The sequence below is a fragment of the Streptococcus sp. CL8.13 genome, from assembly GCF_049737895.1.
Genome location: NZ_JBKOTT010000004.1, coordinates 1 through 16512, shown reverse-complemented (window position 1 = coordinate 16512; position 16512 = coordinate 1). Strand labels below are relative to the sequence as shown.

The following is a 16512-nucleotide window of genomic DNA, read 5'->3' as shown; positions in this document are numbered from 1 at the left end:
ATTATTATCTCAAGCATTCGACTTTGAATTTGGAAGGATTGAATGATATGGTTAAAAAAGATATTTATGATTGGCCAGAAGGCGAAGACGACAATCTGGATGAATTGTTAAAAAAAGCCTATGAACGAAATAAGAATAAAACTGTTGAGGAGTTAGATGCCGAATGGGATGAATTTGTCAAGAGTCTAAAACTTGAAACGATTTAAATAAGCACCTAGAACAATCTAAGTGCTTTTTGATATGAGTTATTTTTGCCTTTTATATACTACGTGGTATAATGAACCTATCAGCAATAAAAAAAGCACGTTTGACCGTGCTAGTTTCTTGTCTGCTGAACTCGTCAAATCTTAGCCCTTTTGTGGGGCTTTTTTTGCTCCCCTTTTTGCGTACTTTGGGGGAGCAAGTAGTAAAAAGTAATGTTAGTATTTTTTGTTCAAAAGCGCGTGATATAAGGGTTAGGAAGCCCTAAGGAAACCTAAAATAATAATTCTTTTATTATGTAGAAAAATGACTATCATTTGTGTATGTATTTTCTGTCTCAAAAGCTATATACTGAAAATGAAACTTGTTTGAAAGAGGATACTGCACGATGATTTATTCAAAAGAAATTGTTAGAGAATGGCTAGATGAAGTGGCAGAGCGAGCTAAGGACCATCCAGAGTGGGTGGATGTTTTCGAGCGTTGTTACACAGACACCTTGGACAATACGGTTGAAATCCTAGAAGATGGTTCAACCTTTGTGCTCACAGGAGATATTCCTGCTATGTGGCTTCGAGATTCGACAGCTCAACTCAGACCCTACCTTCATGTGGCTAAAAGAGATGCCCTCCTGCGTCAGACCATTGCAGGTTTGGTCAAACGTCAGATGACCTTGGTACTCAAGGATCCTTATGCCAATTCCTTCAACATTGAGGAAAACTGGAAGGGTCACCACGAGACAGACCATACCGACCTTAATGGCTGGATTTGGGAACGCAAGTATGAGGTGGACTCGCTTTGCTATCCTTTGCAGCTGGCTTATCTCCTCTGGAAAGAGACTGGCGAGACTAGTCAGTTTGATGAGACTTTTGTCGCAGCAACTAAGGAAATTCTTCATCTGTGGACAGTGGAACAAGACCATAAGAACTCTCCTTATCGTTTTGTCCGCGATACGGACCGCAAGGAAGATACCTTGGTAAATGATGGCTTTGGCCCTAATTTTGCAGTGACAGGCATGACTTGGTCAGCTTTTCGTCCGAGCGATGACTGCTGTCAGTATAGTTACTTGATTCCGTCAAATATGTTTGCTGTAGTAGTCCTGGGTTATGTGCAAGAGATCTTCGCAGCATTAAACCTAGCTGATAGCCAGAGTGTTATCACAGACGCTAAACGTCTTCAGGCTGAAATCCAAGAAGGCATCGAAAATCACGCCTACACAAGCAATAGCAAGGGCGAAAAGATTTATGCCTTTGAAGTGGATGGTTTGGGAAATGCTAGCATCATGGATGATCCAAACGTTCCAAGTTTGTTGGCTGCGCCTTATCTGGGCTACTGCGATGTCAACGATGAAGTGTATCAAGCAACTCGTCGTACCATTCTGAGCCCTGAAAATCCCTACTTCTACCAAGGAGAATACGCTAGCGGTCTCGGAAGTTCTCATACCTTCTATCGCTATATCTGGCCAATAGCCCTTTCTATCCAAGGATTGACAACAAGAGATAAGGCAGAGAAGAAATTCTTGTTGGATCAGCTGGTTGCTTGCGATGGTGGTACAGGTGTCATGCACGAAAGCTTCCACGTGGACGACCCAACTCTCTACTCTCGTGAATGGTTCTCTTGGGCTAACATGATGTTCTGTGAATTGGTCTTGGATTACTTGGATATCCGCTAAGGAACATGCTTTAGCGCAACTGATTCTTGGAAAGAATCATAAATTTACATCCAAAAACGTTAACAATAAAAATTTAAATTTAGAATGAGGTTTTACTTCATGGAAAATGTTGTCGTACATATTATCTCACATAGTCACTGGGACCGTGAGTGGTACTTGCCTTTTGAAAGCCACCGTATGCAGTTGGTGGAATTATTTGACAATCTCTTCGATCTCTTTGAAAATGACCCTGAGTTCAAGAGCTTCCACTTAGATGGTCAAACCATTGTCCTTGATGACTACTTGGAGATTCGCCCTGAAAATCGCGACAAAGTCCAACGATACATCGACGAAGGCAAACTTAAAATTGGTCCTTTTTACATCTTGCAGGATGATTACTTGATTTCAAGTGAAGCCAATGTCCGCAATACATTGATTGGTCAGCAGGAGGCTGCAAAATGGGGCAAATCTACTCAGATTGGTTACTTCCCAGATACCTTTGGAAATATGGGGCAAGCGCCTCAAATCCTTCAAAAATCAGGCATTCACGTGGCCGCTTTTGGTCGTGGTGTGAAGCCGATTGGATTTGATAACCAAGTCCTCGAAGATGAGCAGTTTACTTCTCAGTTTTCAGAAATGTACTGGCAGGGTGCGGACGGAAGTCGTGTCCTCGGGATCCTCTTTGCCAACTGGTACAGTAATGGGAATGAAATTCCAGTTGATAAAGACGAGGCCTTGACCTTCTGGAAACAAAAATTGTCAGATGTGCGTGATTACGCTTCGACCAACCAATGGTTGATGATGAACGGATGTGACCACCAGCCTGTACAGAAAAATCTGAGCGAAGCCATTCGTGTGGCAAATGAACTCTTCCCAGATGTAACCTTTGTTCATAGTTCTTTTGATGAATATGTTCAAGCTGTGGAAAGTGCTCTACCAGAGCAGTTATCAACGGTTACAGGTGAGTTGACCAGTCAGGAAACAGATGGCTGGTACACACTTGCCAACACTTCTTCATCTCGTATTTATCTCAAACAAGCCTTCCAAGAAAATAGCAACCTTCTAGAGCAAGTTGTAGAACCCTTGACGATTATCACTGGGGGCCACAACCACAAGGATCAGTTGACCTATGCTTGGAAAACACTTTTGCAGAATGCGCCACATGATAGCATCTGTGGCTGTAGCGTGGACGAGGTTCACCGCGAAATGGAAACTCGTTTTGCCAAGGTAAACCAAGTCGGAAACTTTGTTAAGAGCAATCTTCTTAACGAGTGGAAGGGTAAAATCGCTACAGCTAAGGCTCAAAGTGACTATCTCTTTACTGTCATTAACACAGGCTTGCATGATAAGGTCGATACTGTCAGCACAGTGATTGATGTTGCGACTTGTGATTTTAAGGAATTGCACCCAACAGAAGGTTATAAGAAGATGGCTGATCTTACCTTGCCAAGTTACCGTGTGGAGGATTTGGATGGTCGTCCTGTAGAGGCTAAAATCGAAGACCTCGGAGCTAATTTTGAGTACGATTTACCAAAAGACAAGTTCCGCCAAGCTCGTATTGCTCGACAAGTGCGCGTGACCATTCCAGTTCACCTAGCACCGCTTTCTTGGACAACCTTCCAATTGCTGGAAGGAGAGCAAGCACACCGTGAGGGTATTTACCAAAACGGAGTGATTGATACACCATTTGTAACGGTGAGTGTGGATGACAATATCACAGTTTATGATAAGACAACTCACGAAGCCTATGAAGATTTTATCCGCTTTGAAGACCGTGGTGACATCGGAAACGAGTATATCTATTTCCAACCAAAAGGAACAGAGCCAATCTATGCAGAGCTTAAGGGCTACGAGGTCTTGGAAAACACAGCTCGCTACGCTAAGATTTTGCTCAAACATGAATTGACCGTGCCTGTCAGTGCCGATGAAAAGCTAGAAGAAGAGCAAAAAGGTATCATCGAGTTTATGAAGCGTGAGGCGGGACGTTCAGAAGAATTGACAAGCATTCCTCTGGAAACTGAGTTGACTGTCTTTGTTGACAACCCACAAATCCGTTGCAAGACTCGCTTTACTAACACTGCCAAAGACCACCGTATCCGTCTCTTGGTCAAGACTCATAACACGCGTCCAAGCAATGATTCTGAAAGCATCTATGAGGTGGTGACACGACCAAACAAACCAGCAGCTTCATGGGAAAATCCTGAAAATCCTCAACACCAACAAGCCTTTGTTAGTCTGTATGACGATGAAAAAGGAGTGACGGTAGCCAATAAGGGATTGAATGAATACGAAATCCTTGGAGACGACACTATTGCAGTGACTATTTTGCGTGCATCAGGTGAGCTAGGTGACTGGGGTTACTTCCCAACACCAGAAGCTCAATGCTTGCGTGAGTTTGAAGTCGAGTTTGCGCTTGAATGCCACCAAGCCCAAGAACGCTTCTCAGCCTATCGTCGTGCTAAAGCCTTGCAGACACCGTTTACCAGCCTTCAGCTTGCTAAACAAGAAGGAAGCGTGGCAGCGACTGGTAGCCTCTTGAGCCATTCTGTTCTCAGCATACCACAAATCTGTCCAACAGCCTTTAAGGTAGCTGAAAATGAGGAGGGCTATGTTCTTCGTTACTACAATATGTGTAGTGAAAATGTACGTGTACCGGAAAGCCAACATCTCTTCCTTGACCTACTTGAACGACCATACCCAGTTCATAGAGGCCTCATTTCACCACAAGAGATTCGTACAGAATTCATCAAAAAAGAAGAAATTTAATTTCAACAAGTAAACATAAAGAGAAAGGAGGGGCGAAAAGGTAAGAACTAACTGCTGATTCGCCCCTTTTTATGGTAAAAACAATGACTATTGCAACGATTGATATCGGAGGGACTGGGATTAAGTTTGCCAGTCTGACTCCTGATGGGAAAATACTAGATAAGACAAGCATTCCAACGCCAGAAAGTTTGGAGGACTTACTAGCTTGGCTAGATCAACGTTTGTCAGAGCAGGATTATAGCGGGATTGCTATGAGCGTTCCAGGCGCGGTCAATCAAGAGACAGGTGTGATTGATGGCTTCAGTGCAGTACCCTACATTCACGGATTTTCTTGGTATGAGGCGCTTAGCTCTTATCAGATTCCTGTCCATCTGGAAAATGATGCCAACTGCGTTGGACTCAGTGAATTACTGGCTCATCCAGAACTTGAAAATGCAGCCTGTGTCGTGATTGGGACAGGGATTGGCGGAGCCATGATTATCAATGGTAGACTTCATCGAGGTCGCCACGGTCTGGGTGGAGAATTTGGCTACATGACAACTCTTGCCCCTGCTGAAAAGCTCAACAACTGGTCGCAATTAGCGTCAACTGGAAATATGGTGCGATACGTGATTGAAAAATCTGGTCAGACTGACTGGGACGGTCGCAAAATTTACCAAGAAGCCGAAGCAGGAAATGCCCTTTGTCAAGAAGCCATTGAGCGGATGAATCGTAATTTGGCGCAAGGCTTGCTCAATATCCAGTATCTCATCGATCCAGATGTCATCAGTCTGGGAGGCTCTATCAGTCAAAATCCAGATTTTATTCAAGGGGTCAAAAAAGCTGTAGATGACTTTGTTGATACCTACGAAGAATACACGGTCACACCCGTCATCCAAGCCTGCACCTATCATGCAGATGCCAATCTCTACGGTGCCCTTGTCAACTGGTTACAGGAGGAAAATCAATGGTAAGATTTACAGGAATTAGCAGTAAACAACATCAAGCTATAGAGTTGCTTCAAAAGCACATTTCTCTACCAGATGTCGAAGTAGCTGTCGCCCAATCTGACCAAGCCTCTATCTCTATCAAGGGTGAGGGTGGACACTATCAACTAACCTATCGCAAACCTCACCAACTCTATCGCGCCTTGTCCTTGTTGGTAACAGCTCTAGCAGAAGGTGATAAAGTAGAGATTAAGGAGAAGGCGGCTTATGAAGATTTAGCCTACATGGCTGACTGTTCTCGAAATGCGGTGCTGAATGTGGCTTCTGCCAAGCAGATGATTGAGGTCTTGGCTCTCATGGGCTACTCAACCTTTGAGCTTTACATGGAAGACACCTACCAGATTAAGGGGCAGCCTTACTTTGGCTATTTCCGTGGAGCCTACTCGGCTGAGGAGTTGCAGGAGATCGAAGCCTATGCCCAGCAGTTTGCTATGACCTTTGTGCCTTGTATCCAGACCTTGGCCCACTTGTCAGCCTTTGTCAAATGGGGTGTCAAAGAAGTTCAGGAGCTCCGTGATGTGGAGGATATCCTCCTTATCGGCGAAGAAAAGGTTTATGACCTGATTGATGGCATGTTTGCCACTCTGTCTAAGCTGAAGACTCGCAAGGTCAATATCGGGATGGACGAAGCCCACTTGGTTGGTTTGGGACGCTACCTGATTCTAAACGGTGTGGTGGATCGTAGTCTCCTCATGTGCCAACACTTGGAGCGCGTGCTGGATATTGCTGACAAATATGGTTTCCACTGCCAGATGTGGAGCGATATGTTCTTTAAACTTATGTCAGCAGATGGCCAGTACGACCGTGATGTGGAAATTCCAGAAGAAACTCGTGTCTACCTAGACCGCCTCAAAGATCGTGTGACCTTGATTTACTGGGACTATTATCAGGATAGCGAGGAAAAATACAATCGCAACTTCCGCAACCATCACAAGATTAGCCATGACCTTGCATTTGCAGGAGGTGCTTGGAAGTGGATTGGTTTCACACCCAACAACCATTTCAGTCGTCTCATCGCTCTTGAGGCCAACAAAGCCTGCCGTGCCAATGATATCAAAGAAGTCATTGTAACGGGTTGGGGGGATAATGGTGGGGAAACAGCCCAATTCTCTGTCTTACCAAGTTTGCAAATCTGGGCAGAACTCAGCTATCGCAATGACCTAGACCGTTTGTCTGCTCATTTCCAGACCAATATAGGTCTATCGGTTGAAGATTTTATGCAGATTGACCTAGCTAATCTCTTGCCAGACCTACCAGGTAATCTCAGCGGGATCAATCCCAACCGCTATGTCTTTTATCAGGATGTTCTCTGTCCGATCCTTGACCGACACATGACACCTGAACAGGACAAACCGCACTTCGCTCAGGCTGCTGAGACGCTTGCTAACATTAAAGAAAAAGCTGGCAACTATGCCTACCTCTTTGAAACTCAGGCTCAGTTGAATGCTATTTTAAGTAGCAAAGTGGACGTGGGACGGCGTATTCGTCAGGCCTACCAAACGGATGATAAAGAAAGTCTGCAAGAAATCGCAAGACAAGAATTACCAGAACTCAGAAGCCAAATTGAAGACTTCCATGCCCTCTTTAGCCACCAATGGCTGAAAGAAAACAAGGTCTTTGGATTGGATACGGTCGATATCCGTATGGGCGGACTCTTGCAACGCATCAAACGAGCAGAAAGCCGCATCGAGGCTTATCTAGCTGGTCAGATTGACCGCATCGACGAGTTGGAAGTAGAAATTCTGCCATTTAACGATTTCTACGCAGACAAGAACTTCGCAGCCACAACAGCCAACCAGTGGCATACCATTGCGACAGCTTCAACGATTTACACGACCTAAAAACAAGAACACCGTGCCTTGGGCAGAGTGTTTCTCGTGAAACATCCCTTTCTTAAAAAAGTACTCCACATAAAATAATTTGTGGAGTTTTTTCTATAATTAGTAGTTTAACCTAACCTTCAAATAGGAGTATACTAATAATGTAATCGTTATCAAAAGTCTAAAAAGGAATTTTTAGATGGATATCAAAATAAAAAAGGGAGGAAATTATGAATAAGTTTTCAAAAACCTTGAGAGACAACTGGATCTTTCTCTTAATGGTTTTGCCAGGGGCACTCTGGTTGATTCTATTCTTCTACATTCCAGTATTTGGGAACGTGGTTGCCTTTAAAGACTACCACATGACCAGTAATGGATTTATAGATAGTATCGTGAATAGTAAATGGGTCGGACTCGATAATTTCAGATTCTTGTTTAGTTCAAAAGACGCCTTTATCATCACTCGAAATACTGTCCTCTACAATCTAGGCTTTATCTTTATCGGTTTGATTGTATCAGTAGGGATTGCTATCATCTTAAGTGAACTCCGTTCTAAGAGAATGGTTAAGATTTTCCAAACTTCTATGTTGTTCCCTTACTTCTTGTCTTGGGTTATCATCAGTTTCTTTACAGATGCCTTCCTAAACATTGATAAAGGGGTATTCAACCATTTCCTAGAATCTATCGGAATGAAGGAAGTCAATTTCTACGCTGACTTGGGCATCTGGCCATATCTCCTACTTTTCCTAGGTATTTGGAAAGGTTTTGGATATAGCAGTGTCATGTACTATGCGACAATCATGGGAATTGATCCAACCTACTACGAAGCAGCGACAGTGGACGGAGCCAGCAAATGGCAACGAATTCGCAATGTAACCATTCCGCAGTTGACACCATTGGTAACTGTATTGACCATCCTTGCAGTCGGAAATATCTTTCGTGCAGACTTCGGTCTTTTCTACCAAATCCCCCACAATGCTGGTCAGCTTTATAACGTAACCAACGTCTTGGACGTATATGTTTATAATGGTTTGACTCAGACAGCAGATATCGGGATGGCTTCAGCGGCAGGTCTCTATCAATCAGTAGTCGGTTTGATTCTGGTTATCCTATCAAACTTACTGGCAAGACGAGTTGATCCAAACTCAGCCTTGTTCTAGAAAGGAGGAGAATATGGCAGAAAAGAAAATTAAAAAAGAAAAAATTGATAATGTCGGCATTCACTCCTTCAGTAAGAAAGCAGATATCTTCTTTAGTACCATTTCTGGTTTGGTTGCCCTCTCTTGTATCCTACCCTTCATATTTGTTATTGTTATCTCTGTGACAGATGAAAAGAGTATCCTCCAAAATGGATATAGCTTCTTCCCATCCCAATTTGGATTAGATGGTTTTGAGTTCTTGGCACAATTTAAGGATAAAATTCTCCAAGCCCTCTTCATCTCAGTTTTTGTAACAGTGGTGGGGACTATCACAAACGTTTTTATCACAACAACTTATGCCTACGCCATCTCACGGACAACCTTTAAGTATCGCAGATTCTTTACGATTTTTGCCCTTCTTAGTATGTTGTTCAACGCTGGTTTGGTACCAGGCTATATCGTGGTAACTCGTTTACTTCAACTTGGTGATACAGTTTGGGCCTTGATTGTTCCAATGCTTCTCTCACCATTCAACATCATCTTGATGCGTTCCTTCTTCAAGAAGACAATTCCAGAAGCCATTCTTGAATCCGCTCGTATCGATGGTGCTAGTGAAGCCCGGATCTTCTTCCAAATCTGTTTGCCATTGTCACTACCAGGTATCGCAACCATCACGCTATTGACAGCTCTTGGTTTCTGGAATGACTGGTTCAACGCCCTTCTTTACATCAAGAGTGACAACTTGTATCCATTGCAATATTTGCTCATGCAAATCCAACAAAATATGGACTACATCGCCAAAGCAGTCGGCCTATCTGGTCAACTGGGAGTTGCTCTTCCAAAAGAAACAGGTCGTATGGCCATGGTTGTGGTCGCAACCCTTCCAATCGCGATTTTGTATCCATTCTTCCAACGCTACTTTGTAAAAGGTTTGACTATCGGTGGTGTGAAAGAATAGTGCTTGTTGAGAAAAATCATTTCTCGTTTCCAAACTTCCCTTGCGTGAAGTTAAGATCATTACATTGTTTATAAGTTTAAAAATAAAAAAAGGAGTTTTTGTCATGAAAAACTGGAAAAAATATGCTTTTGCATCTGCTAGCGTAGTCGCTTTGGCTGCTGGTCTTGCTGCTTGTGGAAACCTTTCAGGTAACAAAAAAGCTGCTGACTCAGCTTCAGGTGAAAAAACTGTTATCAAAATGTACCAAATCGGGGACAAACCAGATAACTTGGATGAATTGCTAGAAAATGCCAACAAAATCATCGGTGAAAAAGTTGGTGCTAAATTGGATATCCAATATCTTGGATGGGGTGACTATGATAAGAAAATGTCAGTTATCACATCATCTGGTGAAAACTACGATATCGCCTTTGCATCTAACTATGTTGTAAATGCTCAAAAAGGTGCCTATGCTGACTTGACTGACTTGTATAAGAAAGAAGGGGCAGAGCTTTATAAAGCACTTGACCCAGCTTACATCAAAGGTAACAGCATTAACGGTAAAATTTACGCAGTTCCAGTTGCAGCCAACGTTGCATCATCTCAAAACTTCGCCTTCAACGGAACTCTTCTTGCTAAATACGGTATAGATATTTCAGGTGTCACTTCATATGAAACACTTGAACCAGTCTTGAAACAAATCAAAGAAAAAGCTCCAGATGTAGTGCCATTTGCGGTTACGAAGAACTTCATCCCATCTGATAACTTTGACTACTCAGTTCCAAACGGACTTCCATTCGTTATCGACCTTGAAGGAGACACTACTAAGATCGTAAACCGTTACGAAGTACCTCGTTTCAAAGAACACTTGAAGACTCTTCACAAATTCTATGAAGCTGGATATATTCCAAAAGACGTAGCAACAAGCGATACTTCATTTGACCTTCAACAAGATACTTGGTTCGTTCGTGAAGAAACAGTAGGACCAGCTGACTACGGTAACAGCTTGCTTTCACGTGTTGCAAACAAAGACATCCAAATCAAACCAATTACTAACTTCATCAAGAAAAACCAAACAACACAAGTTGCTAACTTTGTTATCTCAAACAACTCTAAGAACAAAGAAAAATCAATGGAAGTGTTGAACCTCTTGAACACTAACCCAGAACTCTTGAATGGTCTTGTTTATGGTCCAGAAGGCAAGAACTGGGAAAAAATTGCAGGTAAAGAAAACCGTGTTCGTGTCCTTGATGGCTACAAAGGAAACACTCACATGGGTGGATGGAACACTGGTAACAACTGGATTCTTTACATCAACGAAAACGTTACAGACCAACAAATCGAAGATTCTAAGAAACAATTGGCAGAAGCTAAAGAATCTCCAGCGCTTGGATTCATCTTTAACACTGACAATGTGAAATCTGAAATCTCAGCAATCTCTAACACAATGCAACAATTCGATACAGCTATCAACACTGGTACTGTAGACCCAGATAAAGCTATTCCAGAATTGATGGAAAAATTGAAATCTGAAGGTGCTTACGATAAAGTATTGAACGAAATGCAAAAACAATACGATGAATTCTTGAAAAACAAAAAATCATAAGATCAATTGATTTCGTGTATTCATTCCTAATTCCTAAAAATTGAATCACTGTTTTCCTCAGGATTATCTGGGGGAGGCAGTGATTTTTTGAAACAAGAGCATAGATATCCATGTTTTTTTCTTGTCCTTATTTAACCATTCAGGAAATCTCAAGTACCATTTAGGATTTGGAGTAAGGATTTAGGAAAATATAGCTTATATTAGAGATGTCTCGAGTTTACAAAGGAGAGTTCATATGAAGAAGTATCAACTTCTATTCAAAATTAGTGCAGTTTTCTCTTACCTATTTTTCGTATTTGGTCTTTCTCAGCTGACGCTTATTGTTCAAAATTATTGGCAATTTTCTTCCCAGATTGGCAATTTCGTCTGGATTCAAAATCTCTTGAGTTTGCTATTTAGCGGAGTCATGATTTGGATTCTGGTTAAGACAGGCCATGGCTATCTCTTTCGCATTCCAAGAAAAAAATGGCTTTGGTATTCGATTTTGACAGTATTAGTGGTAGTGCTCCAGATCTCTTTTAACGTTCAGACAGCTAAACATGTTCAGTCAACTGCTGAAGGTTGGGCTGTATTGATCGGTTATAGTGGGACCAACTTTGCTGAGCTAGGTATCTATATAACTTTGTTCTTTCTGACTCCACTTATGGAAGAGCTAATCTATAGAGGATTACTGCAACACGCCTTTTTTAAGCATTCGAGATTTGGCCTTGATTTGCTTCTTCCGTCAATTTTATTTGCTCTTCCTCATTTTTCAAGCCTGCCTAGTTTGTTAGATATCTTCGTCTTTGCAACATCTGGCATCATCTTTGCTAGTTTGACCCGCTATACCAAGAGCATTTATCCATCCTATGCGGTGCATGTGATTAATAATATTTTTGCAACATTACCATTTTTGCTGACTTTTTTACAGAGGGTGTTTGGGTAAATACTGGCGCGAGAGTTAGGAATGATAGTTTTTCAATTTATAAACGAATTTCAGGAGGTAAATGAGTATGACACCATTAAAATGGTTTGCCGGAGGCAGCGAAAGACGTTGTGAAGCCATGATTATCATTGATTATCTACTGGAAGGTATAAACAATACGCCTCAACTGACTCCTTTGAAAAATCTGTTAGTAAGTTATAAAAGGCGATTAGAGGACGATGGGACCTCTACCCCATTTATATTGAGTCAAATGAATGTTGACATCTCACGTGTGTTGATTGACAATAAGCTGATGTTATCAGAAAGTCAATCCGAGCAGATCAAAAAATTGAGAGAATTATCTGCTATTCGCTATGGTTACTGATGAAGTGCAGGGATAAGCACCTTTCTACAATTTCCAGTCAAATAAATTGCATTCGTTTTCTCAAGCAGGTATACTAGTATAGTTAGATGAAAAATTCTGAAAATTTAAGAATAGAAAAGAGAACAAATCTTATGGCAAAAGATATTCGTGTCTTACTTTACTACCTTTATACTCCAATTGAAAATGCAGAGCAATTTGCTGCAGATCACTTGGCTTTCTGTAAATCAATCGGCCTTAAAGGCCGTATCCTAGTCGCTGACGAGGGAATTAACGGAACAGTTTCAGGTGACTACGAAACAACTCAAAAATACATGGACTACGTTCACAGCCTCCCAGGCATGGAAGACCTCTGGTTTAAGATTGACGAAGAAAGTGAACAAGCCTTCAAGAAGATGTTCGTTCGCTACAAAAAAGAAATTGTCCACCTTGGTTTGGAAGACAACGACTTTGACAACGACATCAACCCACTTGAAACAACAGGTGCCTACTTGTCTCCAAAAGAGTTCAAAGAAGCCCTTCTTGACGAAGATACAGTTGTCCTTGACACACGTAACGATTATGAGTACGACCTAGGACACTTCCGTGGGGCTATCCGCCCAGATATCCGCAACTTCCGTGAGTTGCCACAATGGGTTCGTGATAACAAGGAAAAATTCATGGACAAGCGCGTCGTGGTTTACTGTACAGGTGGTGTTCGCTGTGAGAAATTCTCAGGCTGGATGGTCCGTGAAGGCTACAAAGATGTTGGTCAATTGCACGGAGGAATCGCAACTTACGGTAAAGACCCAGAAGTCCAAGGTGAACTTTGGGATGGGAAAATGTACGTCTTTGACGAGCGTATTGCCGTAGATGTTAACCATGTCAACCCAACTATCGTAGGAAAAGACTGGTTTGATGGAACACCATGTGAACGTTATGTCAACTGTGGAAATCCATTCTGTAACCGTCGTATCTTGACATCAGAAGAAAATGAAGACAAGTACCTTCGTGGATGCTCACACGAGTGCCGTGTTCACCCACGTAACCGCTATGTTTCAGAAAATGAATTGACACAAGCTGAAGTTGTCGAGCGCCTAGCCGCTATCGGTGAAAGCTTGGATCAAGCAGCTACAGTATAATATTAAACAGTCCTTAGGGGCTGTTTTTCTATGCTTTTTACTAAAAAATCTAAAGTTTGTTTCTGTATCTTTCAGGAAAATAGGGTATACTATATGTAAACGATTTCAAAGGAGTTCAGTTATGGTGAAAACATTTTTTATTCCAAATAAACAGAGCATTTTAGGAGAACAGGAAATTTTGACTGCCAAGTCTATCTTGGCCTTGGTAGATGGTTTGGAGTCGCATAGCTATGATGCCGTCTATCTCCGTCAGCCTCTTAATCGTCTCGAGTATATCGAGTGTGCGATAGTGGGGCAATCACAATTTCTCTTTAAGGTCAGTTATGCTGATGGTCAAAAGGCTTACCGTGTCGATCTTCCTGACCTACTCACGAAGACAGACTGGCAGATTATCAAAGCATTTTTAGATGCTCTGCTTGCTTATACAGGAACTGAGATTGAAGGACTAGATGGTTTTGATTTTGAAGCTTATTTCCAAGCAAGTATTCAAGCCCATCTGACAGACACTGCAGCCCGTTTTACGATTTGCCAAGGAATTTTTAATCCTGTTTTCTTTAGTCATGAGGACTTGAAAAGCCTTTTAGAGGCAGATGGCTTGGCACAGTTTGAAGCGCGTGTGCGTGCGGTTCAAGAGACAGACGCCTACTTTGCAAGAGTTTCCTTCTATCAGGATGGAGAAGGCCAAGTGCACGGTGTTTACCATCTGGCTCAAGGAGTCAAGACAGTATTACCGAGAGAACCATTTGTTCCTACTGCCTATATTGAGCAATTGGTGGATAAGGAAGTGCAGTGGGAGATTGACTTGGTTCAAATCACAGGAGACGGCTCTAAACCAGAAGACTATGAAGCCATTGTCCGCTTAGACTATGCAAAATTCCTAGAGTCACTACCATCAGCATCTTACCACCAACTAGATGCCAATCAATTAGAAGTGCAACCCATCTTAGACAAAGATTTTAAAGCATTAGCACAAGAAAAGTAAAGCAGAAGCAGGTCAATCGACTTGCTTTTTTGATATAGAAAAATCCTGCCATGGAAGACAGGATTGAATCTTAAAGAAAGGCCAAGATACGAAGATAATCCCCAATCAGTGCCACTTCAGCTACAAAGAAGAGGAGGATAATAACTCCGTTCACAAGGACAGACAAGAATAACTGATAAAAGGAGTCGGTTTCACTTGCTTGACTAGGTCTCGTAATGATATGGAGGCTAGCAAGCAGAATGATTCCAATGCTAATCACACACAAAAGGGCTGTAAATCGTAGGCTGTCAAAGAAGGCAAAGAAACTAGCAATAGCAGTGAGGAAGATTGGAATTGCTAATAGTTGACTATATTGTTGGAGAACCTTTTCTAGCGTCCAGTCCTTTTCTTGGTAGATAAATCGTCTCACGACGAAACTACCCAAGAGGAATGAAAAGAAGAAGAGTATTGTTGCTACTAGGATAGAGATAATCGAAAAGAGATTCAATGAAGCAAATTGTTCAGGGAAGTGATTATGCATAGTTGCTATATGTCCATAGTAAGCATGTTTGATGTGGTAGATACTAAAGAAAAAGGAAGATGCAGAAAACAGAATGAGCAAGAGAAAGGCTGTGTAACTGTGTGTGCTACTTGTTTCAAGCTTGCTTGTAGGAGATTTGAGAGCCTCCACTAGCCAAGACCAAAAATCAAGCACTTGCTCTTTCCATTTATCCGTAGATTTTGGAGCTTGGTCGGGGATATAGGGACTTTCTAAGGATTGACTGAGAAGAAGGGGCTCTTTCGTGGTTGGTTTTTGCTGAGGAAGTGCTTCTTGGTTCTCTTCAGCTTTAGTGACTTTTTCTGTTTCTTTAGAAAAATCTTGCTCTTCTTCAGTAGAATCTAATGCTTTCTTTTCTTCTATTTCTGTTCTCGCTTCACTGTCTTCAGGCGTTTCAATTTTCTCTTCTTGCTGGCTTTCCAGTTCGACTTCAGCTTGAGAGACTTCCTCCTCTACTTGAGTATTTTTTTCAATTGGTGTATCGAGATCGGCTATCGTTTCTTCAGTCTTGTCTGCAACCTCTTGAGCTTGCTCTTCAGGTTTGTTCTTGCTTGTTGTTTTTACAAAATCATTACTTTCAAACCATTCTTGTTTCATGGTAGAACCTCCTTTTTAGTTAGATAAATATGCTTCCATAGTAGCAGATGTAAGCGCTTTTGTCAACGTCTGTTTGGTATGGATATTAGCTCAATATTATTATCAGCTCTAGCAATGAGTTGATCCTTGACATCGGTTTTTTCAGTTTTGTAAGGGTTGCTTAATTCCGTACCTCTTGATTCAGGCTCTTCTCTTGTGAATTGGTGAATAGAACCATAGTTACTTGAGATGTCCCAGTTAATTCGTTGGTTCTCTTTCTGGTCTAGGATGATTCTGAGATACTTTTTGGCAGTCAGTTCAACCTTACCATGGACTTGGATATTTTCAGAGTGGAAGTGCTTCTCTGTTGACTCTAGTTGACTATCTGTAAGGTCTGTATCAAAGATATTAACGATATTAGGGGTTGTGAGTTTACTGTTTTTGATACGACTTCCTTCAATTCGGAGGAGATAGCCATTTGTATTGAGAGTTGCATTTTCAAGGCTAGCATTTATGATGGTGGTTTGTCCACGATTGGCTGACACGTTGATCCCTTTTAGACTTCTTCCTTTTGGAACTTGGAGAATAACTTCATCAAAACGACTAGAGTAGCTGCTTGCGATATGGAGAATCCCGCCGATTCCAGAAGAGAGAAATGGAGTTTCAGACAGTTTCTTATCAGTGAGGCTCAGCGTTTTATCGTTCTGATTCGTGATAAGATCATGGTGAGCAGAAAGTGATGGATGGTAAGAAATGTGGATTTGATCATCCAAAGAGTCTGTGATGGTGAGCGCGTGTTGGTGGAGAGTGATCTCTAGGTTTTCGACTTCCTTACCAAAGGTCAGCTCTTCCATCCGACTATCATAGACAGGTTCCTTGGACATGGCAAGTAGGCTCTTGATCCCG

Annotated in this window: 14 protein-coding genes; 12 read left to right on the top strand and 2 right to left on the bottom strand. The window is 41.9% G+C overall.

The window, feature by feature from the left end:
• The 12 genes from ACLNCN_RS00385 to ACLNCN_RS00330 form a co-directional block, all read left to right on the top strand.
• The coding region (locus ACLNCN_RS00385) for a hypothetical protein (protein WP_424844404.1) at positions 1–206 on the top strand (206 nt) is incomplete at its 5' end.
• Positions 207–589: 383 nt separating this feature from the next.
• Positions 590–1870, top strand: coding sequence for a glycoside hydrolase family 125 protein (locus ACLNCN_RS00380; RefSeq protein ID WP_424844403.1), 1281 nt, complete (start codon positions 590–592; stop codon positions 1868–1870).
• 99 nt (positions 1871–1969) lie between these two features.
• Positions 1970–4615 carry an alpha-mannosidase gene (locus ACLNCN_RS00375; RefSeq protein WP_261065491.1) on the top strand — a complete coding sequence of 882 codons (2646 nt, stop codon included), beginning with the start codon at positions 1970–1972 and terminating at the stop codon, positions 4613–4615.
• A gap of 83 nt (positions 4616–4698) precedes the next feature.
• On the top strand, positions 4699–5568 hold the full coding sequence (locus tag ACLNCN_RS00370) for an ROK family protein (protein WP_049501978.1): 870 nt from the start codon (positions 4699–4701) through the stop codon (positions 5566–5568).
• A complete protein-coding gene (locus ACLNCN_RS00365) occupies positions 5562–7442 on the top strand; it encodes a beta-N-acetylhexosaminidase (RefSeq protein WP_424844402.1) in 1881 nt (626 codons plus the stop codon). Before ACLNCN_RS00370 ends, ACLNCN_RS00365 begins: the two co-directional genes overlap by 7 nt.
• Before the next feature lie 209 nt (positions 7443–7651).
• Positions 7652–8581, top strand: coding sequence for an ABC transporter permease (locus tag ACLNCN_RS00360; protein WP_004254906.1), 930 nt, complete (start codon positions 7652–7654; stop codon positions 8579–8581).
• Positions 8582–8594: 13 nt separating this feature from the next.
• Positions 8595–9518 carry a carbohydrate ABC transporter permease gene (locus ACLNCN_RS00355; protein ID WP_049488630.1) on the top strand — a complete coding sequence of 308 codons (924 nt, stop codon included), beginning with the start codon at positions 8595–8597 and terminating at the stop codon, positions 9516–9518.
• A 103-nt stretch (positions 9519–9621) separates the two neighbouring features.
• On the top strand, positions 9622–11103 hold the full coding sequence (locus tag ACLNCN_RS00350) for an ABC transporter substrate-binding protein (protein ID WP_424844401.1): 1482 nt from the start codon (positions 9622–9624) through the stop codon (positions 11101–11103).
• A 235-nt stretch (positions 11104–11338) separates the two neighbouring features.
• The gene (locus tag ACLNCN_RS00345; protein WP_023947356.1) at positions 11339–12028 is read left to right on the top strand and encodes a CPBP family intramembrane glutamic endopeptidase; all 690 of its coding nucleotides are present in this window, start codon (positions 11339–11341) and stop codon (positions 12026–12028) included.
• 67 nt (positions 12029–12095) lie between these two features.
• Positions 12096–12392, top strand: a complete 297-nt coding sequence (locus ACLNCN_RS00340; RefSeq protein WP_033687549.1) for a bacteriocin immunity protein — start codon at positions 12096–12098, stop codon at positions 12390–12392.
• A 131-nt stretch (positions 12393–12523) separates the two neighbouring features.
• Positions 12524–13510 (top strand): oxygen-dependent tRNA uridine(34) hydroxylase TrhO, encoded by a 987-nt coding sequence (gene trhO, locus ACLNCN_RS00335; protein WP_001030024.1) that lies wholly within the window; start codon positions 12524–12526, stop codon positions 13508–13510.
• Between the two features lie 121 nt (positions 13511–13631).
• Positions 13632–14492 (top strand): DUF4299 family protein, encoded by an 861-nt coding sequence (locus ACLNCN_RS00330; RefSeq protein WP_125454321.1) that lies wholly within the window; start codon positions 13632–13634, stop codon positions 14490–14492.
• A 70-nt stretch (positions 14493–14562) separates the two neighbouring features.
• Here ACLNCN_RS00330 and ACLNCN_RS00325 read toward each other — a convergent pair whose 3' ends face one another.
• Positions 14563–15627 carry a DUF6574 domain-containing protein gene (locus ACLNCN_RS00325; RefSeq protein ID WP_261056840.1) on the bottom strand — a complete coding sequence of 355 codons (1065 nt, stop codon included), beginning with the start codon at positions 15625–15627 and terminating at the stop codon, positions 14563–14565.
• 62 nt (positions 15628–15689) lie between these two features.
• A partial coding sequence (locus ACLNCN_RS00320) for a DUF4097 family beta strand repeat-containing protein (protein WP_424844400.1) occupies positions 15690–16512 on the bottom strand: 823 nt, incomplete at its 5' end.

Excerpts from the sequence above, each read along its gene's own strand:
- ACLNCN_RS00370 (WP_049501978.1), top strand. The coding sequence starts at position 4,699 with ATGACTATTGCAACGATTGATATCGGAGGGACTGGGATTAAGTTTGCC.
- ACLNCN_RS00345 (WP_023947356.1), top strand. The coding sequence starts at position 11,339 with ATGAAGAAGTATCAACTTCTATTCAAAATTAGTGCAGTTTTCTCTTAC.
- ACLNCN_RS00330 (WP_125454321.1), top strand. The coding sequence starts at position 13,632 with ATGGTGAAAACATTTTTTATTCCAAATAAACAGAGCATTTTAGGAGAA.
- ACLNCN_RS00350 (WP_424844401.1), top strand. The coding sequence starts at position 9,622 with ATGAAAAACTGGAAAAAATATGCTTTTGCATCTGCTAGCGTAGTCGCT.
- ACLNCN_RS00360 (WP_004254906.1), top strand. The coding sequence starts at position 7,652 with ATGAATAAGTTTTCAAAAACCTTGAGAGACAACTGGATCTTTCTCTTA.
- ACLNCN_RS00355 (WP_049488630.1), top strand. The coding sequence starts at position 8,595 with ATGGCAGAAAAGAAAATTAAAAAAGAAAAAATTGATAATGTCGGCATT.
- ACLNCN_RS00380 (WP_424844403.1), top strand. The coding sequence starts at position 590 with ATGATTTATTCAAAAGAAATTGTTAGAGAATGGCTAGATGAAGTGGCA.
- ACLNCN_RS00365 (WP_424844402.1), top strand. The coding sequence starts at position 5,562 with ATGGTAAGATTTACAGGAATTAGCAGTAAACAACATCAAGCTATAGAG.
- ACLNCN_RS00375 (WP_261065491.1), top strand. The coding sequence starts at position 1,970 with ATGGAAAATGTTGTCGTACATATTATCTCACATAGTCACTGGGACCGT.
- ACLNCN_RS00325 (WP_261056840.1), bottom strand. The coding sequence starts at position 15,627 with ATGAAACAAGAATGGTTTGAAAGTAATGATTTTGTAAAAACAACAAGC.
- trhO (WP_001030024.1), top strand. The coding sequence starts at position 12,524 with ATGGCAAAAGATATTCGTGTCTTACTTTACTACCTTTATACTCCAATT.
- ACLNCN_RS00340 (WP_033687549.1), top strand. The coding sequence starts at position 12,096 with ATGACACCATTAAAATGGTTTGCCGGAGGCAGCGAAAGACGTTGTGAA.